Below are 20,172 nucleotides of genomic sequence, written 5' to 3' on the forward strand. Positions count from 1 at the left end.
CACAATGCTCAATTAACCAGCAGTGCAGGTACCAATTGCTGATTAATAAGCACCGTATGGGGATGTTAAGCCAAGCAAGGTTTACGACGCGAGCCTTTAAATGATTAAATTGTCAGAAATTAATCATTTTTTGCGCTTGATCAGCAAATGGAGCCGGAAGGCGGCTTTATAGCCATATTGATCTCTGGCAAGCAGGGAAGGGGAGTGAATAGGGGCGACCTGCTGGTCGCCCCTGGTGATTGCCATATCCGGCGTGCGAAGGGTTAGCCGTTATAGCCGTAGCAGCGCTTGAGCTCCTCGAAGTCGTAGTAGTGGCTGCCGCTCTGGTAGGGCTGGCAGCCCGTCTTAAAGGCGATCTCCTTTTCGTTGTAGAGCATCTTGACCAGCACCTGCCGCTGCCCGTTCTGGTAGATATCCCACTGAATATTGGCGGTATAGGGGGAGACCCAGCCGCCGCGCCACTCGTTGTTCTGCTGGCTGAACAGCTGATCCGGGCTGGCCCCCTGACGGCTCCCTTCCAGCTTCATCAGGGCGGCGAGGGGGATAATGGCTTCGGCGTGGGCAAAGCGCAGGGTGGCCCGTCGGCTCTGCTCGCCTTCCACCACCTGACGTTGCACCTCGCCAAACAGGCCGTCGAGCAGCGGCTGGGCAATGGCATAGGGGGCGCTCTGGTTGGCAAAGCTCGGCCCCTTCTCGTAGAAATCTTCCGCATCGGAGAGGTAGGAGAACCAGGCTGACTCCTGTGGAGTGAGGAACTGCTCCAGCGCCCAGGGCTCGCTGCCCTGTGCCTGCGCTTCGCGGATCATGCCGGGGCCGATGATAAAGAGGTTGTAGAGCATCAGGGCCGCATCCACTTCGTCGCGCACATAGGTCATGCCGCCATCCTCCGGGTTGACGGCGACAAACTCGACGCCGCCCGCCAGATAGTCGACAAAGCCCTTGCTGTAGATACGCTCCAGCATGCTGCGGGCCATCTCTTTGGTCTTGCTCAGGTTTTTAAGCTGATCCAGCGCTCTGGCCAGCTCGGGGGCCGGGGCAATTCCGGCATCTTCGTCGCCGATAAAGCGCTGGTAGCTCTCATAGGCGGGCAGGTAGTTGGCGTAATCCCCCTCGGGCGTGGTCTTGTGGAAGTAGAGCTCGAACTTGTTGACCAGCTTTTTGTCGATCTTCGAGGGGTCATCCTGCGTGAGGTAGCACTGCGCCGAGTCGCTGACATAGTTCACGTCGCGCTTGAGGCTCTCCATAAAGTAGAAGGCGCTTTCGTTGGCCCTGTCTTTGCCCGAGGTGACCACCTTGATGCAGTGGGGCTCGCTGCTGTTGAGCAGGGTCGGCAGCCGCGCCGCCAGCCGGGTGGCGAGATTGGCGTGCTCCTCCTTGCCCAGCGCCGAGAGCAGGCCATAGCCCAGTTTCTGGTTGGCGGCCGTCACCAGATCGACCTTGCCTCCCAGCCCCTGCCCGAGGGTGGTAAGCGCCCCCTGACGCTGCGCCTCTTCCCAGACCAGCTTGGTCAGCACGTCATATTTCGGGCTGGAGAGGGAGCGCGAGCCGTGGCGCGCCACCATCTCGGTAAAGACCGGGCTGAACCCCTGAGGCGCTGGCTCGTAGCTCTCCGCCTGCTGTTGCGGGCTGTAGACCGCTTTGGTGCTGTATTGGTAGGCGGTTTTGCCCTGGCTGTCGGCAGACGATTCGTTCTCTGACTGGCAGCCGCCAAGCAAGACCAGCGAGACGGCCAAAGCCACATAAGAAGAGCGCGGGAAAGTCATGATGTTCCTTATCTATCCATATGAAAAATAAGTGAAAAACTCTATGGCTTGAAAATGACCGCGGGATGTCAGCCAGATGACAGGCTGATGACTTCTGATAAAGCAGTAAGCAAGGGGAGGGGAGAGAGGATGGCTACAGGGAGGGCAATAGAGGCTCAACCAACCACTGCGCCGGTCACGGCAGAGTGGTCAGTGAGCGCGTTTGGGATGGGGGCTTATTGTCTTACCTCCTGTCCCGTCATCTTGATCCAAAGGGAGAGGTCAATTGAAGATTGCCAATTAAGGGTTGCTCAATACCACGCCAATAAGGCATCGAACATGCGGGTATGGGTCACTTGCAGGTTTGCCGCCTTGGTAGAAATGGCTGCGCTATAGAGCTGGACGCCGGGTTCGTTATGACTCTGCACCAGATAGTTTTTATGGCGACAGGTTCCATAGAGAGAAAGGCTTTTTCTCGCACAGTGGCCGAGAAACAGCACTGCGCCAAGGCCGATCAACAGGCCGGATATATCCAGCAGATTGATATCCATCAGATTGACGGCGTACAGGGCAAATTGTGCCTCGGCTTGCTGCGCGAGTTCATAGAGTGACACGGCAAACATGGCGCCGCAGAGCAGCAGTTTGAGGCGGGCGAGGCTGGTGAGTTTGGTCTGCATCACGTCCGGCGAGACAAAATAGAGATTCTCCAGATGCCGTCTCTGCTCCTTGATAAGGATCCCGCGCACATTGACATCAACCTCGACCTGAGTCGATTCGCGATAGACCAGCCCCTGTTTTTCCCACTCGTCCGCCAGCATGGCAACCAGCACCGGATAGACGACAATGGCCAGGCCGCAATAGATCGGCAGCGCATGATATCCGCTGGATATCAGCCCAACTGACAATATTGCGAATATATAGGGCGACAAGGCTTTGAGTGCAATTGATGATTTCATCGTTATACATCCATAAATAACGCGTTTTATAAGTGCCGATAGCGCAGAGGCAATAGTGGCCGCGCCAATAAGCTGCAGCCAAACAGGGCGTTGGTCAGCGGTAATTCATTCCGGCAAATGGCCTGAAATAGTCCTTTTGCACGGCAGTAGGGACAAGAGCGCCATAGTAAGCCAAACGAGGCCACTCTGACAGTGACCCGGATGACATAAATCTGTGGGTTGTCGTCGAAATGAAATCATATTCTGTCGCTACTCCGGTTCCTCTATGCAAAAAGCCCCGAGAGCAGGGCGCTTTCGGGGAAGAGGAAAAACATCGACAAGGAGTTACAAAGGCATTGGGGTCACACCTGAACCGGATCAGGCATCGACATAGAGCACCTGACCGCTAATAAAGCCATCGACGGAGCGCTCAAACGCCTTGCCGACCAGGGCACCCGGCACCGGCTGGAAGCCCGGCATCATCTCGCCATATACGTCCCACGCCTCTTCCAGTACGGTCGGGTTGACCACATTGATACGAATGCCACGGGGCAGCTCGTGGGCCACGCACTGGACAAAGGTATCGATGGCGCCGCTGGTGGTGGCATCGGCAATGGCCAGCGGGATCGGCTTGATATTGAGGATGCCGGAGATCAGGGTGAAGGAGCCCCCCTGATTGATGTAGTTGAGGCCGACATTGACCAGATTGATCTGCCCCATCAGCTTGCTCTGGATGGTGGTTTGCCACTGCTCGTCGCTCATCTCGCCAAATGGGGCGTATTCGCAAAATCCTGCGGTATTGACCACCGCATCGAAGGAGCCCACGTTTTGGTAGAGCCGCTCAATGGACTCTCTGCTGGTGATATCCACCTGAAAATCACATCCCTCGCCGGAGCGGCTGGCGGTAATGACCTTGTGCTTGCCCAGACCACTGAGGGCGGCTTGCCCCATTTTCCCCTGAGCACCAATCAGAATGACAGTTTTCATCGTTAACCTCGCTTTGCTGGAAGAGCTGCAAGGTTAGAGAGCCACTGATACAATGTAAATCATGGGTAATTTGTATGTGATACAACTGAAATTGGTGAGGTAGGGGTGGAGAGGATCGATATCAGGCAGATGCGGGTGCTGGTGCTGCTGGTCAGATACAAGAGCGTGTCGCGGGTGGCCGAGCTGCTGGAGATCTCCCAGCAGGGGGTGAGCAGCCATCTGAAAAAGCTGCGCGACCTCTTTCCCGCCGAGCTCTTTATCCGCCAAAGCACCGGGTTGCAGCCGACCGACTACGCCTGCGAGCTGGCTGCCAGGTTCGAGCAGATCCTGGCCGATATCGACAGGGTCTTTGTGGCAGCCCCCTTCGATCCCGCCAACAGCCAGCGCACCTTCAGGGTGATGGCGAACGAATATGCACAGCTCGCCATTATCCCAAGGTTGGCGAGCGCCCTGCGCAGTCAGGCGCCCTCCATCCGGCTCGATGTGGTGGACTTTCAGGCCGAGCTGCATCTGGAGGCGCTGGCCAGCGGCGAGGTCGATCTGGTGATTGGTTTTGATGCCTATCTCGACCCGGGGTTGCTGCGCGCCACCCTGCGCCGGGATCACTACTGCTGTGTGCTGCGCCAGGACTCCCGATATCTTTCGGACAACGCCCCGCAGGATCTGGCGGCCATCCCATTTGTGCAGTTTGCTAACAGCGTCGGCAATTTCGAAGGGCAGATGAGCCCGCAGCAGGTTGCCAGCGCGGCGGTGGCGACGCTCCCCTGTTACACCTCGCTGCAAGCCTTTATGTCGGTCAATGACGTGGCGGCCTGCATTCCATCGGCCATCGCCGCCCTCGGCGATTTTCGCACCGTGGAGCTGGCCGGGGCGCCGCAGCAGTTCGAGGTGGTGGTCGGCAGACACCGCAAAAGTCAGGGCAATCTCGCCATCGAGTGGCTGGCCGAGGTGATCAAGTCGGTCTGCGATCTTGCCATGCCGAGATAACATCGCCGTTTGCACAGAGCTGCGCACGCCAGCCAGTGCGCTAACGGCAGGCTGGATCTGCGGGAGAAATCCTGCGATGGTGCGGGCAGTTATCCGCTTGTCCCGTTATCGAGTGAAAAGGAGTTGAGATGCGCATTGCCATGATTGGTCTGGGGGATATCGCCCAGAAAGCCTATCTGCCGCTGCTGGCGAGCGATGAGCGGGTCACCCCGTTGCTCTGCACCCGCAATCCAGCGGTGCTGGAGAAGCTCGCCCGCCAGTATCGGGTCGCCGAGAGCTTTACCGATGTGGCGGCCCTGCTGGCCAGCCGTCCCGACGCCGTGATGATCCACGCCGCCACCGCCGTTCACCGCGAGCTGGCCGAGCAGTGCCTGCGCGCAGGGATCCCCACCTTTGTCGACAAGCCCCTGTGCGACAATCTGGCCGAGGCAGAAGCGCTGGCCAACCTTGCCATCGCGCAAGATTGCGCCCTCTTTACCGGCTTTAACCGCCGTTATCTGCCCGCCATGGCCGAGGCGCGGGCCCAGCCGCTCACCGAGCTGAACTGGCAGAAACATCGCTTTGCCCTGCCCGGCAAGGCGCGGGATTTTATGTTCGACGACTTTATCCATGTGCTCGACAGCCTCTGCTTCTATGGCGGCGTGCCGGGCGGTGACTTTCATGCGGTATTGCGCCCCGATGCGAAGGACAACAGCCTGTTGGCTGGGGTGAGCGTCAGCTGGCAGATCGGCGATCGCGCCATCAGCGGCAGCATGAATCGCAGCGCCGGTATCACCGAGGAGCGCATCGATGCCTATGGCGACAACCTCTCCCTGCACCTTGAGAACTGCACTCGCGGCATTATCGCCCGCGATAAGACAGCGCAGGCGATCGCCCCCAATGATTGGCAGCCGGTGCTGGCCCAGCGCGGCTTTGCCGCCATGCTGGGGCACTGGTATCAGCAGATTGCAGTCGGCAAGGCAGATAGCGAGCTGATTACCTCCTACCTGCACGGGCACCGGCTGGCGGAGCAGCTGGTGGCGCTGGCTGACCAGCGGGAATAAGGCTGGCTGGAAGCCTGAGATATATGAATGGGAGGTGCGCGAAGGTAGCGCACCAAAAACAACGGGGGCCGCAGTTGCGGCCCCCGTTGTTATGGGATGAGATGCATGGGATCAGATGCACTTCACCGGTTTGGGCAGGCCGCCAATCTTGGTCGCCTGCTTGGCTGGCCCTTCCGGGAACAGCTTGTAGAGGTAGCGGCTGTTGCCCTTCTCGGGGCCGTACTGCTTCTCCATCGCCTTGACCAGCGCGCGGATGGCGGGGGAGGTGTTGAACTCCAGATAGAAGGCGCGCACAAAGCGCACCACTTCCCAGTGCGGCTCCTCAAGCTCGATCCCCTCCTGCGCGGCCAGCACCAGCGCCAGCTCCTCGCTCCAGTCGTTGCTGTTGAGCAGGTAGCCCTTGGCATCGGTCTCGATGAGTTGGCCGTTGAATTCCAGCTGATGTTTTTCGGACGCAGACATGAGGGCTCCTCGCTAATGGGGCTATCAGGATTGGGCGGGCATGGTAGCGCCTTGATCCCCGGTGAGCAACCGGCTCTCGTTGGCCAGATGCAGCAGCTGATCCGCCAGCTCGCTGATCAGGTTGAGCTGCTGGGTCAGCATCAGCTGCTCCTCGCTGCTGTCCGGACTTATCACCGGGCACTGACCTCCGATGGAGCTGGAGGGATTGCCCGCCAGATGGCCAGCGGCCTGCTCCAGGGTGTGGCAGATGTGGTGGCGCACCTCATCCAGCCCGCTGATGGCCTCCAGCTTGTCGCGATGGGCCCCCAGAGCCGAGATGTAGGAGAGCAGGGCGTGGTTGCGCCAGGTGAGGGTAAAGCAGAGATCGAGGAAGCGGCGGCGCTTTTGCGGCTCTACCAGCATGCTCTGCCAGGCGGTGGCCAGCTCGCTGTCCGCCAGATGGGCGCTCTTGCGCGCCACCCGATAATCGATGGACTCGTCGCGCTGCTGCTTGAGGCTTGCCAGCACCGCCGAGAGGTAGCGGGCGTTTGCAGACAGCGAATTGGCGATAAGCGTCGGCAGCCGCTTGTACTGCCAGTCCGGCCAGAGCCAGGCTACCAGCCCGTAGGAGATCAGGCAGCCGAGCAGGGTATCGAGCAGCCGCGGCCCCAGAATGGCAAAGCCGATGCCATCGAGCAGGTTGAACGCCATCAGCACGTAGAGGGTGATAAAGCAGACCGCGGCGCTGTAGTTGTTGCGCACCTGGGTGAAAAACAGGAAAGCGGCCAGCCCCATCACCACCAGCTGGACGTGCAGCTCGGGGAAGAGCCAGAGCACCGGAATACCCACCAGTATGCCGGCGAAGGTGCCGAGCATCCGCTGCACCAGTCGGCGGCGGGTGGCGCTGTAGCTGGGCTGGCAGACAAACAGCACGGTCAGCAAAATCCAGTAGCCCTTTTCCAGATCAAAGGCTTGCAGTATGCCGTAGCCGATCACCAGCCCGAGTGACAAACGCAGCGCGTGGCGAAACACCATGGAGTGCAAGGTGAGGTGCTGCTTGAACTGGGCCAGCAGCGGCAGGCGGGGCGGGCGCGCCAGCGCGGGCAGCTCCTGCTCCGGCTGCTCGGGGTTTTGCAGCACTTCGGCGCTGCCCAGCAGCTGGTTGATGCTGGCTAGATTGCGGCGCAGGAACTTCATCGGCGTCAGCAGGGTTTTCGGGTAGTGCTGCTTGAGATTGGTGAACTCCAGCTGATCGCCAAGGGCCTCCAGCGTCCAGTGAATGCGCTTGTTATGGGCGTAGGGCTTGTGCACCAGAATGGCGTAACCGAGCCGCTGGCACGCCTCGGAGAGTTGCAGGAACACCTCCTGAAATCCTTCCAGTACGATGCCTTGCTTGAGCTCCGCTTCCAGCCGGCTGTAGGGATAGTGGCTGGAGGTGGCGCGCTCGTGAATTTCCAGCGCTAGCAGATAGAGGCGCAGCAGGCTGGCAAGCTCGGGGCTCGCCGGATGGCGGCGGCTCAGACGGGCATTGAGGGCCGACTTGGTGAGGGTCAGCGCGCTCACCAGATTGATGTTGAGCTGGGCCAGATTGTGGCGAATGGCCTGGGCGCCGTGCTCGTCCGCCGGGAAGAAGCGGGATTTTTCCAGCAGGTAGCGACCAAGGGCGAAGTAGCTCTGGGCCAGTTGCTCGTGCAGGGTCTTGTAGGGCAGCAACCAGAGCCAGATAAACGAGACCAGCCCGTACCAGAGGGCGCCAGCGCCGAGCGCCAGCGGCTGGTAGAAGAGATCCGGCGCCTTGGCGGCCCCCAGCATGGTGTAGATGGCGATCAGCAGCGAGCCGAAGCTGATGGTGGCGTAGCGGGCACCGAGCGCCCCCACCATCACGAAGATAAAGGTGGAGCTGGCGAGCCCGATGGCAAACAGCCAGGGTGTGGGGTAGAGATACTGCACACAGAGGGACGCGAACATGAAGCAGATGAGCGTCATGGCGAGGTTTTTGAGCCGTCCCCACAGGCTGTCGTCGGTTTCGGCGATGGCGCCCGCCACGACCCCTAGGGAGAGCAGCACGGTGAGCTGGATATTGCCGGTGGCCAGGGTGAAGGCGAGCAGACCGAGAATGGCCAGCAGCACCTTGAGTGCGAAGTAGATGTGACTATCGGTCAGCAGTCGGCGCAGCAGGCCAGAGAGATCCATCGGCATGAGACAGGTGAAACCCTTGATCGAAACGAGAGCGAGATAGTAACCCGCCAAGCGCGAAGTGGCCCTGATCCAAATCAGGGACACTTCGCTTCATATCCTTGATTTACAACTTATCCTGACAAAAATCGGCGCCAATAAAAACCCCGCCGAAGCGGGGTTTCTGATTAGTTGCGGTTGCCGCCAAGCAGGCTCAGCAAGCTCAGGAAGATGTTGTAGATGGAGACATACAGGGTGACGGTGGCAGAGATGTAGTTGGTCTCGCCGCCGCGCACGATCTGCTGGGTAGTCAGCAGGATGGCACCGGAGGAGAAGAGCATGAACATGGCGGACAGAGCCAGGCTCAGGGCGCTCATCTGCAGGAAGATGTTGGCAATCATGGCCACCAGCAGTACCCAGAAACCGACGAACAGCATGCCGCCGATGAAAGAGAGGTCACGCTTGGTGGTCAGGGCATAGGCCGACAGACCGAAGAAGGTGAGCGCGGTGCCGCCAAGGGCGGTCATCACGATCTCGCCACCACCATTGTTCATATACATGTTGATGATGGGGCCCAGGCTATAGCCCAGCAAACCGGTCAGGGCGAAGGTGAAGACCAGCCCCATGCCGTTGTTGCGATTCTTCTCTGTCAGGAACATCAGACCGTAGACGCCGATCAGGAACACGGCCCAGTGCAGCGGCGGCATGTTCATCACGGTAGCGACCCCCGCCACCACGGCAGAGAAGCCCAGAGTGAGGGAGAGCAGCATATAGGTGTTACGCAGTACCTTGTTGGTATCGCGTACGGCACTTTGGGTGCCAGTGTAGATAGAACGGGTATCCATCTTGGGTGTCCTCTTGATGTCCGGGTGAGACGGCGAGCAGCCGCCTCGTGATCGCTGTTTGTTACTGCATGTTTACGCATTGTATGTAGAACAAATAGGGATGACGAGGAACAATTTCAAGCCACCTGCCATTTTGCTCCCGCACACTATCCCACAGGAAATATGTATTGCATATGAACAAGGGCTTAGCGTAGTATGCACGCCGTTCGGAGGGGTGGCAGAGCGGCTGAATGCACCGGTCTTGAAAACCGGCGATGGGCGACCATCCGTGGGTTCAAATCCCACCTCCTCCGCCATATTCAAAGAGAAAGCCCAAGCGATCCAATCGCTTGGGCTTTTTTGTATCTGTCGTATCTGGCATTTCAACTGACATGTCACATGGACGATAAAAATGGCTCGGGTTGTCCCTGAGCCATTTTCACCTTGAATGATGGCTTAGATCCGCCCCTGATAGCGCAGGGGGAAGCGGCCCTGACTGTCGGGCTGGCCGAGGAAGGGGAGCCCTTGCTGCATCTGTGGCGGCAGTTCTGGGCCTGGCTTCAGGGTGCCCTGGAACAGGTATTGGCCATTGGGTTGCAGCTCGAGGTGCCCCATGGTCTGCACCGCATCCGAGCCCTGCTTGAGTTCGGCCACCAGTTTGGAGTCGAGGCAGGTGAGCTTCAGCTCGGGGTCAGCCAGATCCAGCTTGCCCGCCGGGGTATCGGCGCTGGCGTTGTACCAGTCGAGGTTGCCGTAGAGGTTGTCACACCAGGGGTTGCCCTGGGCAAATTGCTCCACTTTGAGCTGCAGCTGGCCGCTGACGGTGAGCGGGATCGGCAGGCGCATCGGCACCCGGCTCAGCAACCAGGGGGCGGGGGCGTTGAGGGTCAGATCCCGGCCGAAAGCGGCGCCATTCCAGCCGACAACGCCCTGACCATTGAGTCCGTTGCGATCGCCAAAGCGAATGGCCACTTCGGGGGCGAAGCGCAGCAGCGACCAGCCGTTGAGATCCCAGCGCAGTTGGTTCACCGATTCGCTGGCATATTGCAGTCGGGCAATCTGGCCACTCCAGAGGGTGCCGCTCACCCCTTCCAGTTTCAGCAGGTTGGCAACATTGGCAGGCAGCGGCAGATGGCGAGCCACCAGTGCCGCGGGCAGGGTGGCCAGCAGGAATACCAGATAGGCGGCCAGAAACAGGCTGGCAATCAGGATGCGTTTTTTCATTGTGGACGACTCAACTGCAAACGTCTGACCTTGACCAGACCCGGGGCCAGATCCTCGCGGGCGATCTCGATGATTTGAACCTGAATGCCGTGCTGCTCCACCAGCGTGGAGAGCCAGAGCAGCAAGTCATCGAACTGGACAGTGTCGATCCACACTTGCAGCTCCTGCGCCTGGGGTTGCAGCCGGGCAATCTTGATCTTGTGGTTGAAGGCGGTGCGGTTGACCACCCCTTCCAGGGTGCCGCTGGTATCGATCGGGCGACCCGAGCCACCCTGCATGGCCAGCACCTCTTCACCTTTCTCCTTGAGCCATGCGAGGGTCTGCTGCTGGTTCTGCACCTGCCGCTCCCGCTCCGCGATGCGGTTGGCGATGGGCTGCCAGACGCTCCAGTAGAAGAGACCGACCAGCAACAAGGCGCCACCCGTGACCACCAGCCGCTGTTCCCGTGCGGTGATGCCGTGCCACCAGCTCTGCAATTTTTCCATCATGATGATTTACCCTTGAGCACCAGTGCGCCCTCTACCTTGCCCTCGGTGCTGCGCACCTCGCCTTGCTGTACCTCGAATTGTTTGCCAGCCAGCTCGCGGAACCGCTCGATCTCGGCAAAGCCGGGGGCGGTCACCTGCAGCCGCAGCTCGCGGCGACTGGCATCAAAGCGCATCACCTGTGGTTTCAGGCCGGGGACTTCGGCAAAGGTGGGGGCCAGCTCGGTGAGCATCAGCAGCACGCCGTTTTGCGGGGCCTGTCCCATCTGTTGCAGATGCTGGTTCATCTGGCTGCGCACGTTCACGATGCGGCTCTCACCCGGGAAGATGCGGGTATAGACGGCGCGGATCTCCGCTTTCAGTGCCTTGTCCTGCTCGGTGAGCTGATAGAGCTGCACCCCGCGCTGGCCGAGGGCCACCAGCAGCAACAAGCCTGCGGTGATGGCCACCTTGCGCCACTGCAACCAGTAGCGGGCATATTCGGTCTGGGGTCGATAGGGGCCGGTCAGCAGGTTGGCGCGGCAGGTGAGTGCCCCTTTGGCCAGCAGCAGCATGGGGAGTTCGGGCTCCGCCGCCTGCCAGTTGGCGGCGGCAATGGCGGGCACCGGGGTGTGGCTGTGGATGGTGACCGGCTCGACTTCGGTTGCCAGCAAGATGGCCAGCAGCGGTTCGTCGGCGACGATCCCCTGACAGGGGCCCTGGCGTACCAGCCACTCGCTGCCGAGCTGCAGGGCAGACCAGCCATCAGCGGCCTGTGGCAGCGCCAGCACATCGGGCAGCAGTTGCACGCTCTTGAGGCCAGCGGCATCGAGCCAGCCGAGCCACTCGGTCATCTTCTGCCGATCCACCGCCATCAGGTCGACCTGTTGCCCTTCGTGGGCCAGCACCACCAGATGGAGCTCGTCCACGTCGGAGGCGATCTGCTCCTCCAGCAGGTAGGGGAGGGCCGCCGCCGACTGGCGGTTGTAGCGACCCGGCAGGGTGACGCGCCGGAAGATCAGATTGCTGCCCGGCACCAGGGTGACTACGGGGCGGCCACCGGCCCGCTCCTGCAGCTCGCCCAGGGCATCGGCCGAGGGCAGGGTGCCGGAGGCGATGATCTCCTGCTCCTGACCGGACCAGACCAGCCAGGCCACGGGTTGTTGTTTATTGGTCCCCAGTCGGATGACCAGACTTTCGCTCACGCATCTCTCTCCTGCGATACCGTTTTGCAAAGGGCGTTGTGCGCCCTGGCAACCGGTGCGCAGCCCGCAGGCTGCATCCAACATCTCTCGTACCCGCGGGCGAGGGCCTGCAGGTGCGCTGTTTATTCGGCGCCGCTACTGAGGCGGCGCAGCATCACCAGTTTATTGTCCTTGCCCCGCTGGAACAGGGTTTCGAGCCAGGCCCGGTTGTCGCCGACCTCGGCCACGACTCGGGCTTCGAAGAAGTCGCTCTTGACCACCAGCGCCTCTTTCAGCCCTTTCACCGCATCGACCGGAGCGAGCATGTCTGTCATCAGCTTGCTCTCTTTCCACCCCTTCTGTGGCCGCTCGTTCAGCACCCGCTTGGCGTCATCCAGCCCGATAGTGCCCAGATAGAGGGCGACCAGCAGCTCGGGGCGCTGGGGGGCAAGGGTATTGATATTGATCTTCAACTTGTCGCTGGGCAGGGTGCAGACATAGGGGGCCAGTTTGGCATAGACCCTGGCCGTCACCCCGCGCACCGCCCGCAGCTCATCCTTGCCCAACATCCACTGGTTGGCGGTGAGGTAGGGTGGCTTGAGCCCCTCGTAATAGGCGTCCTCTGCGCCAAGGCTGGAGACCAGCACAGTATCCTTGTCAGTCCAGTCACGGATGGCATCGGTGAGCTGGGCCGCCTCGTAATCATCCATCGCCAGCTGCTTGAGCAGTTCGCGAAACACCTGCACCGGATAGGGCTGCTGCGCCAGCTCCTCGCCGCTTCCCGCCTTGGAGGCCACGCTGAGGCTGTTGAGGTTGAAGCAGGATTGCAGGTCTGTCACCTCGCCCTTGAGCTGGCCATCGTCCACCGGAAACACAGTATTCTTGCGGGCCCAGTTCTGGCTGAGGTTGACCACCTCGGGATTGTCCTTGAAATCCTGCGTCAGCACCTTGCTCACCAGCGCTTCCGCCGAGAGGGCATACCACCACGCCTGTTTGCCTGTGGTGATGTTGGCGGTGCGGCGCAGCTCAAGCTGCAGGCGGCCGCTCATATTGCTGGCGATGATCACCATTACCGAGAGGATCAGCAGCACCACCAGCAGCGCCATGCCGCGCTGGCGATCGGGTGCGGCGAGATTAGCCCGCATTGGCGCCCCCTCCGTTCTGGCTGTCACCATTACCGCCATTGGTATTGCCGTTGCCGCCGTTGTTCCCGTTGTTGTTGCCGCCCCCCTGGTCGGGGTTGCTGCTCTGGCTGTTCTCTTCGGCGCGCTGGCCGCCAGCGCCAATCAGGAATTGACGGCGAATGGTGCCGTAATCCTCCAGATCCAGCTCGACCGCGAGCCCGTAAGGGAGCACGCTGCGCTGGGTCCACTCCTCTTTCCAGTTGCCCTTGTCGAAGAAGTAGAGGCGAAACGCCGTGACTCCCGCCAGCACCGGTTGGATGCGCGGCTCGGTGCCGATCACCGGATCCGGATAGAGGTAGCTCAGGCGCTCCAGCTTCTGATCCTTGAGTCGCCAGCCGACCCGTTGCAGATGGGAGCGGGGCAGCATGCCGTCCGGGTTGAGCCAGCCGCTGCGCATAAAGGCCATGCCCCAGTCATCGCTCTGCTGGCCGAACCGGGAGGCCGCCAGCAGCACCTTGTTGTTCTCCCCCTCGATGCGACCGCTGCGCGGCACCATCTGGGTGATATCTCGCTCCAGCAGGGTGAAGGCGAGCTGCAGTTCGTTGAGGCGGGCCTCCTTGCGCTTGGCTACCTCGTCGCTGGTGAGTACCCCCTGCAGCACCTGATAGGCGCCCATGCTGAGAGTGGCGAAGATGGCGATCGCCACCAGCATTTCGAGCAGGGTGAAACCGGCGTGACGGACGGGGCGAGGCGTGCGGGCGGAGAGCTGGGTCATCGGCTGATATAAGTCCGCATCATGGCGACCGGGTTCTCGGCCTTGGCCTCGGTGCGCACTTCCATATCGAGCGCCCGGAAGTTGTTGTCGGCGGTGGCGACACCGCGATAGCGCCAGTACCAGGTGCTGCCCGCCATCTGCTCATCCCCTTCCACCCAGCTGTCGCCGGGCCACTTGTTCTCGAGCTTTTGTTGCACCAGCTGGTTCTCCACCACCCAGGTGGCGAGTGTCTTCTGCTCCAGATAGTTGAGGGCCGAGAGGTGTTCGCTGGCGGTTTTCATTACCGCGAGACCCGCGATGGCAAAGACTGCCAGCGCTACCATGACTTCGAGTAAGGTCATGCCCCGCGCGTTCATTCGCTCACCTCTTCATCTTCATCGCCGGTGAGCAGGGTGAGGCGGCCAAACTCGTCCCCCTTGACGATGCGGGTGTAGCGGGCATCCTCATCCTGCTGGGTGAAGGTGAGCACGAACGGGCTCAGCTCGCCGCCCGGGAAGATAAGCAACTGAGGCGTGCGCTCCTTCTCGTCGTGCTTCTGTTCGGTTTTCTCGTCGGAGTCCGGCTGCCAGCCAAAGCCTTCCAGCTCCAGCGCCAGCGTCATGTTCTCGGCCAGTTGCACCGGCCCCAGTTGCTTGTCGCCAGTCAGGGCCAGCCACTTGCGATCCTTGGCCTGACGCTGCATAAACTGCCAGCCGTTATCCTCGATGCGAATGCCTACCAGTCGACCATCCATCACCGCATACTCCTGCGCCAGCTGCAGCGTCGCCATCAGGCGACGCGCCTGCTTGTCCAGCTCCCTATCCCCTCTGGCGCCTCCCATGCTGAGAGTGACGGCGGTGGCCACTAGTCCCATCAGCATGGCGACCAGCAACACTTCCAGCAGAGTAAAGCCGGATTGGCGATGAAAGGAGAGAGATCGCTTCATGCAGTCAGCTCACAAGGAGTGCGGTGGCGACATATCACTTATTGGAAATCCTTCAGGTTCCAGTTGCCGATGTCGTCATCGGTACCGGCTTCACCATCCAGACCCATGGAGAAGATGTCGATCTTGCCGAACTGGCCCGGGCTCAGCAGCTGGTACGGGTTGCCCCAGGGATCTTGCGGCAGGCGCTTGATGTAGCCGCCATCGCGGTAGCTGCGCGGCGCCGGATCGATGGAGGGCTTGGTCACCAGAGCGTCCAGACCCTGTTCTGTGGTCGGGTAGCGGTTGTTGTCCAGCTTGTACATGTCGAGGGCATTTTCCAACGCCACGATATCGGAGACCGCTTTCTGCTGGTCAGCTTTCTCCTTGTTGCCCATCAGGTTGGGCACCACCAGACTGGCCAGAATGCCGAGGATCACGATGACCACCATGACTTCCAGCAGGGTAAAACCGGATTGACGACGTTTGTTCATGAGTTGCTCCGTAACGAATGAGATGGGATAGCCCATCAGAGAGTGATCACTGGGTGGGTTCGACGGGCCGCCAGCGGGGCTATCGAACGCCGGAAACTTACATATTCACCATATTGTTGAGCTCGAGGATCGGCTGCAGGATCGACATCACGATAAACAGCACCACCCCGGCCATGGAGACCACCAGCATGGGTTCGAACACCCCGAGGGCGATATTGACCTGGGATTCAAACTCCCGATCCTGGTTGTCTGCCGCCCGCTCCAGCATGCTGTCGAGCTCGCCGCTCTGCTCGCCGGAGGCGATCATGTGCAGCATCATGGGCGGGAAAATCTTGGTCTCGGTCAGCGATTTGCGCAGACTGGTCCCCTCGCGCACCCGTTCGGCGGCCTCGAGAATGCGCATTCTGGCAAAGTCGTTGGAGAGCACTTCGCCGGAGATCTTCATCCCCTCCAGCAGCGGCACCGCGCTGGCGTTGAGGATGCTTAAAGTACGGGCGAAGCGGGCGGTGTTGAGACCGCGACTGACCCGGCCAATCACCGGCAGACCGAGCAGTACCTGATGCCAGCGTCGGCGACGCTTTTCATCGGTGAGCCACCAGCGCCAGACAAAGCTGCCAAGGAAGATCAGCAGCAGGAACCAGAGGCCGTAGGCCTGCATCAGCTCGCTGGTACCGATGAGAAAACGTGTGGTGCCCGGCAACTGCTGGCCCATGTGTTCAAACTGGGCCACCACCTTGGGTACCACGGCGGTGAGCAGGATCGAGATAACCCCGATGGCGACACAGGTGAGCACGATGGGGTAGATCATCGCCTGCAGCAGCTTGGTGCGCATATGCTGGCGCTGCTCTGTGTAGTCAGCGAGACGGTTGAGCACTTTCTCCAGATGACCCGACTTTTCACCGGCCGCCACCATGGAGCGGAACAGCTGGTCGAACACATGGGGAAAAGCCCCCAGCGAGTCGGCCAGCGAATAACCTTCCACTACCTTGCTGCGCACGGTTGCCACCAGAGAGCGCAAGTGGGCCTTTTCACACTGCTCGGCCACCGCCTTGAGCGCCTCTTCGATGGTGAGACCGGCCCCCACCAGGGTCGCCAGCTGGCGAGTGATCAGGGCCAGCTCGGCAGTGCTGGCACCACGCCGAAACAGGGCGAAGCGGGTCGCTTCCCGTTTCGCCTTCTCGGTGGTCTCGTTCACCTCGAGGGGAGTGAGCCCCTGCTCGCGCAGCAGCTGGCGTACCTGACGGGCCGAGTCACCCTCCATCACGCCGCTCTTGCTGCGCCCCTTGTTGTCGAGGGCCTTGTATTCGAATGCCGCCATCTCAATCTTCCCGGGTCACGCGCAGTACCTCTTCGAGGCTGGTCTGCCCCTTGAGGACCTTGTCGATGCCGTCACGGCGGATGCTGGGGGTGTGGCCGCGGATCAGTCGCTCGATGGCGAGCTCGCCGCTGGCACTGTGAATGGCTTCACGCACCGCTTCGTCGATCACCACCAGCTCGTGGATACCAGTCCGGCCACGGTAGCCGGTGTGGTTGCACAGCTCGCAGCCTACCGGGCGCCACACCTGCTGATCGGGGGCCAGCTCGATCCCCATGGCGAGGCGCTCCTGCTCGGTGATGGGGCGCGGGGCGCGGCAATCGGGGCAGAGGGTGCGCACCAGCCGCTGGGCCAGTACCGCCAAGAGCGACGAGGAGAGCAGGAAGGGCTCGATCCCCATGTCCCGCATCCGGGTGATGGCGCCGATGGCGGTGTTGGTGTGCAGGGTCGACATCACCAGGTGACCGGTCAGCGACGCCTGCACCGCAATCTGGGCGGTTTCCAGATCTCGAATTTCCCCCACCATCACTACGTCCGGATCTTGGCGCAGAATGGCGCGCAGGCCGCGGGCGAAGGTCATGTCCACCTTGGTGTTGACCTGGGTCTGGCCTACCCCTTCGAGGTCATATTCGATGGGGTCTTCCACCGTCAGGATGTTGCGATCCCGCGAGTTGATTTCAGACAGCGCCGCATAGAGGGTGGTGGATTTACCGGAACCGGTCGGGCCGGTCACCAGAATAATGCCGTGGGGCTTGCGAATGAGTTCGCTGATGATGGTGCGGTTGGCCGCGGTCATCCCCAGCTGCTTGAGCTCGAGGCGCACGTTGTTCTTGTCGAGCAGACGCAGTACCACCCGCTCGCCGTAGCTGGACGGCATGGTGGAGACCCGCACGTCGACGGCGCGACCGCCGATACGCAACGAGATACGGCCATCCTGCGGTACCCGCTTCTCGGCGATATCCATTCGCGACATCACCTTGATCCGGGAGACCAGGAGTGATGCCAGCTTGCGATGGGGGCGAAGTATCTCCCGCAGTACCCCATCGATGCGAAAGCGGATAACCAGTGCCCGCTCGAAGGTCTCGATATGGATATCGGAGGCCTCCTCCTTGATCGCCTCGCTCAACATGGCGTTGATGAGGCGAATGATGGGGGCGTCATCATCGGCATCCAGCAGATCTTCGCTTTGCGGCAGCTCTTCGGCCAGGGCGAAGAAGTCCATCTCGTTGCCGAGATCTTCCATCAGCTGGCGCGCTTCGGAGGAGTCGCGCTGGTAGTGAGCCATCAGCAGCTCTTCGAAGGCCTCGTTGTCGAGCTGCTCCACCGCGAAGCTGCAACCCGCGACCCGCCGCACTTCCAGCAGGGCCTGCGGGGTGACGCCGAGGCGGCACTGCAGCACGGGGGCGCCGTCCCGCTCAATCAGGATCACCCCGAAGTTGCGGGCAAAGACAAAGGGGAGCTCGGGCAGTGGCGCAGGCCCGACGCTTCCATCCAGATGGTAGGCACTCATCAGGGCTTACTCTGCACAAACGGGGTGGTGGTCTCGACAGTGTTCTGCTGTCTGCTCCGCATCTCGTTGATCTGCTTCTGGATCTCTTTTTGCAGCTCGGGCGACACCATCACATCCTGGCCATAGGCAGGCAATACCTGACGTTTGGGCGAGGTGAGATAGCCCTCCTGGGCAGCCGCATCAAGCTGTTCGGCGCGGAACAGGGAGTATTTGTTGCTGGAGACACCGGTATAGACGTCCGCATCGCGCAAGATGGTCGGCCGGATAAAGACCATCAGGTTGCGCTTGGAGGTGGTGTTGGAGGTGGAGCGGAACAGATAGCCCAGCACCGGGATATCGCCCAGCAAGGGCACCTTGGAGACCTGCTCCTTGGTCTCCTCATTCATCAAACCGCCCAGCACCACGGTTTCGCCGCTTTTGACCAGCACCGCGTTTTTGACGGTACGGGTGTCGAAGGTGGGGCCAAGGTTGGCGGTACCGGTCGCCTGGGTCTGGGCGACACTGGAGACCTCCTGCTCGATATTGAGCAGCACCGAATCCCCTTCGTTGATCTGCGGGGTCACCACCAGCTTGGTGCCCACCGTCTTGCGCTCAATGGTGTTGAACACCTGATCGCTGGTGGTGGAGCTTTGCGAACCGCTCTGGACCGGGACCTCCTGACCGACGTTGAAGGAGGCCTCCTTGTTGTCCATGGTGACGATACTCGGGGTGGAGAGAATATCGTTCTTGGTATTGGAGGCCAGCGCCGTGGCCAGCATGGCCCAGTCGCCGTGATAGAAACCGGCGGCCATGCCGTTGAACTCTTTCAGCAGACCGGCAGCGGTGTCGGTCTTGCCATTCTGGTAATCCTTGCCCGCCGCAATGGCGCTGCCGAGGGGCAGACCGGAGTTGGTGAACTGGGTGCCACCGCCGTTGGCATTGCCCCACTGGACGCCAAGGCTGAGGCCGTCGCCATCCTGCATCTCGACGATGATCGCCTCCACCAGCACCTGGGCGCGGCGGATATCGAGCTTGGCCACCACCTGCTCCAGTTCGGACATCACGTCCGGCTGTGCGGTGATGACCAGCGCATTGGTGGTCTCGTCGGCTGAGATGGCCAGCTTGCCACCGCCGATGCTGGCGCCACCTGTGGTTGCGCCGCCGCCCTTCTTGTCGGCCTCGATGCTGGAGCTGACCCCCTTGAGCACCTCGACCATGTCTTTGGCCTTGCCATATTTGAGGTAGAAGACCCGGGTGTTGCCCTGGCTCTGCAGGTCGCGGTCGAGCTGGCGCACCATCTGGATGATGCGGGCGCGCGCTTTCGGCTCACCACTCACCACCACCGAGTTGGTGCGCTCGTCGGCCACCACCTTGGGGGAGAGCAGCAGGGAGGCGGTGCCGCCCTGGGGGTTGCCATCCTTGTTGAGGTTGGTCACCAGCCGCACCATTTCCCCCGCCGAGGCGAATTTGAGCTTGATGATGTCCACATCCTGATCGCCTGCGCGGTCGACCCGGTTCACCACCTCCACCAAGCGGTTGACCACGGCGGCGCGGCCGGTGATCAGCAGCACATTGGAGGGCTCGTAGTGCACCACGTTGCCACCACCGGCGTTGTCGTTGAGCTGGCGCAGCAGTGGCGCCAGTTCACGGACCGAGACGTTGCGCACCGGCACTACCCTAGTCACCATCTCGTCGCCCATGCCCGGGTTGCTGCCATCCACCACCGGAATGGCGGAGGTCTTGGCATCCCGCGAGCGCAGCACCTTGAGTACCCCGTTGTCCATAGGCACCACGGCAAAGCCGTAGACGTCGAGCACGCTCAGGAAGAACTGGTAGTACTGCTCCTCATTGAGCAGGTCGTAGCTGCGCACGTTGATCTTGCCGCGCACCGATGGCTCTATGATGATGGTTTTATTGAGGTTCTTGCCTACCGTATTGATGAACTCTTCAATGTCGGCGTTCTTGAAACTGGCAGAGTATTCGGTGGCCCAGGCTGAGCCCGCCATCATCAGTGCCGCTGCGATAGTGGCCAGACGCCAGCTTTTCCCTTTAGTGGTCATTATTGGTA

At 61.0% G+C, this 20,172-nt stretch carries 18 protein-coding genes, 1 tRNA gene and 1 pseudogene; 3 read left to right on the plus strand and 17 right to left on the minus strand.

Annotation, left to right across the window (positions count from 1 at the left end; translation table 11 throughout):
• Positions 1–263: 263 nt before the first annotated feature.
• The 3 genes from ACW5XC_RS02450 to ACW5XC_RS02460 form a co-directional block, all read right to left on the minus strand.
• On the minus strand, positions 264–1,763 hold the full coding sequence (locus tag ACW5XC_RS02450) for a histidine-type phosphatase (protein ID WP_042052641.1): 1,500 nt from the start codon (positions 1,761–1,763) through the stop codon (positions 264–266).
• 290 nt (positions 1,764–2,053) lie between these two features.
• Positions 2,054–2,698 carry a hypothetical protein gene (locus tag ACW5XC_RS02455; RefSeq protein ID WP_143182537.1) on the minus strand — a complete coding sequence of 215 codons (645 nt, stop codon included), beginning with the start codon at positions 2,696–2,698 and terminating at the stop codon, positions 2,054–2,056.
• 357 nt (positions 2,699–3,055) lie between these two features.
• Positions 3,056–3,664 carry a short chain dehydrogenase gene (locus ACW5XC_RS02460; RefSeq protein WP_021229106.1) on the minus strand — a complete coding sequence of 203 codons (609 nt, stop codon included), beginning with the start codon at positions 3,662–3,664 and terminating at the stop codon, positions 3,056–3,058.
• A gap of 105 nt (positions 3,665–3,769) precedes the next feature.
• On the opposite strand from ACW5XC_RS02460, the gene ACW5XC_RS02465 reads away from it, so the two are divergent.
• Entirely contained in the window at positions 3,770–4,651 is an 882-nt protein-coding gene (locus ACW5XC_RS02465; RefSeq protein WP_042052644.1) for a LysR family transcriptional regulator, read from the plus strand.
• A gap of 128 nt (positions 4,652–4,779) precedes the next feature.
• The gene (locus ACW5XC_RS02470) at positions 4,780–5,694 is read left to right on the plus strand and encodes a Gfo/Idh/MocA family protein (protein WP_042052645.1); all 915 of its coding nucleotides are present in this window, start codon (positions 4,780–4,782) and stop codon (positions 5,692–5,694) included.
• 111 nt (positions 5,695–5,805) lie between these two features.
• On the opposite strand, the gene ACW5XC_RS02475 is transcribed toward ACW5XC_RS02470, so the two are convergent.
• From ACW5XC_RS02475 to ACW5XC_RS02485, 3 genes are all read right to left on the minus strand, one after another.
• Positions 5,806–6,156 carry a TusE/DsrC/DsvC family sulfur relay protein gene (locus tag ACW5XC_RS02475; protein WP_005347582.1) on the minus strand — a complete coding sequence of 117 codons (351 nt, stop codon included), beginning with the start codon at positions 6,154–6,156 and terminating at the stop codon, positions 5,806–5,808.
• Positions 6,157–6,180: 24 nt separating this feature from the next.
• Positions 6,181–8,334, minus strand: coding sequence for a YccS family putative transporter (gene yccS, locus ACW5XC_RS02480; protein WP_042052687.1), 2,154 nt, complete (start codon positions 8,332–8,334; stop codon positions 6,181–6,183).
• A gap of 164 nt (positions 8,335–8,498) precedes the next feature.
• Positions 8,499–9,155, minus strand: a complete 657-nt coding sequence (locus ACW5XC_RS02485; protein ID WP_005338308.1) for a Bax inhibitor-1/YccA family protein — start codon at positions 9,153–9,155, stop codon at positions 8,499–8,501.
• A gap of 208 nt (positions 9,156–9,363) precedes the next feature.
• On the opposite strand from ACW5XC_RS02485, the gene ACW5XC_RS02490 reads away from it, so the two are divergent.
• Positions 9,364–9,451, plus strand: a tRNA-Ser gene (locus ACW5XC_RS02490).
• A gap of 139 nt (positions 9,452–9,590) precedes the next feature.
• On the opposite strand, the gene exeN is transcribed toward ACW5XC_RS02490, so the two are convergent.
• The 11 genes and pseudogenes from exeN to exeD all read right to left on the minus strand — a co-directional run bounded on the left by exeN (position 9,591) and on the right by exeD (position 20,164).
• Complete coding sequence (gene exeN / locus ACW5XC_RS02495; RefSeq protein WP_042052646.1) at positions 9,591–10,358, minus strand: GspN family type II secretion system protein ExeN; 768 nt, start codon at positions 10,356–10,358, stop codon at positions 9,591–9,593.
• Positions 10,355–10,846 (minus strand): GspM family type II secretion system protein ExeM, encoded by a 492-nt coding sequence (gene exeM / locus ACW5XC_RS02500; RefSeq protein WP_042052647.1) that lies wholly within the window; start codon positions 10,844–10,846, stop codon positions 10,355–10,357. Before exeM ends, exeN begins: the two co-directional genes overlap by 4 nt.
• Positions 10,843–12,027: a GspL family type II secretion system protein ExeL gene (exeL, locus tag ACW5XC_RS02505; protein WP_042052648.1), complete on the minus strand. Its 1,185-nt coding sequence runs from the start codon at positions 12,025–12,027 to the stop codon at positions 10,843–10,845. Before exeL ends, exeM begins: the two co-directional genes overlap by 4 nt.
• Before the next feature lie 122 nt (positions 12,028–12,149).
• On the minus strand, positions 12,150–13,151 hold the full coding sequence (exeK, locus tag ACW5XC_RS02510) for a GspK family T2SS minor pseudopilin variant ExeK (RefSeq protein WP_080771368.1): 1,002 nt from the start codon (positions 13,149–13,151) through the stop codon (positions 12,150–12,152).
• 106 nt (positions 13,152–13,257) lie between these two features.
• Positions 13,258–13,905: pseudogene (gspJ, locus tag ACW5XC_RS02515) on the minus strand (type II secretion system minor pseudopilin GspJ); the annotation flags it as partial.
• Positions 13,902–14,261, minus strand: coding sequence for a GspI family T2SS minor pseudopilin variant ExeI (gene exeI, locus ACW5XC_RS02520; protein ID WP_005338301.1), 360 nt, complete (start codon positions 14,259–14,261; stop codon positions 13,902–13,904). The pseudogene gspJ and the gene exeI, both read right to left, overlap by 4 nt.
• Complete coding sequence (gene exeH, locus ACW5XC_RS02525) at positions 14,258–14,830, minus strand: GspH family T2SS minor pseudopilin variant ExeH (protein ID WP_042052651.1); 573 nt, start codon at positions 14,828–14,830, stop codon at positions 14,258–14,260. Before exeH ends, exeI begins: the two co-directional genes overlap by 4 nt.
• A 38-nt stretch (positions 14,831–14,868) precedes the next feature.
• On the minus strand, positions 14,869–15,300 hold the full coding sequence (gene exeG, locus ACW5XC_RS02530; RefSeq protein WP_005338297.1) for a GspG family T2SS major pseudopilin variant ExeG: 432 nt from the start codon (positions 15,298–15,300) through the stop codon (positions 14,869–14,871).
• Positions 15,301–15,397: 97 nt separating this feature from the next.
• Positions 15,398–16,618: a GspF family T2SS innner membrane protein variant ExeF gene (exeF, locus tag ACW5XC_RS02535; RefSeq protein WP_005338296.1), complete on the minus strand. Its 1,221-nt coding sequence runs from the start codon at positions 16,616–16,618 to the stop codon at positions 15,398–15,400.
• Position 16,619: 1 nt separating this feature from the next.
• On the minus strand, positions 16,620–18,125 hold the full coding sequence (exeE, locus tag ACW5XC_RS02540; protein ID WP_042052652.1) for a GspE family T2SS ATPase variant ExeE: 1,506 nt from the start codon (positions 18,123–18,125) through the stop codon (positions 16,620–16,622).
• Positions 18,125–20,164: a GspD family T2SS secretin variant ExeD gene (gene exeD, locus ACW5XC_RS02545; protein WP_042052653.1), complete on the minus strand. Its 2,040-nt coding sequence runs from the start codon at positions 20,162–20,164 to the stop codon at positions 18,125–18,127. Before exeD ends, exeE begins: the two co-directional genes overlap by 1 nt.
• Between the last annotated feature and the right edge of the window lie 8 nt (positions 20,165–20,172).

The organism is Aeromonas sp. 25-AL00135 (assembly GCF_054052385.1).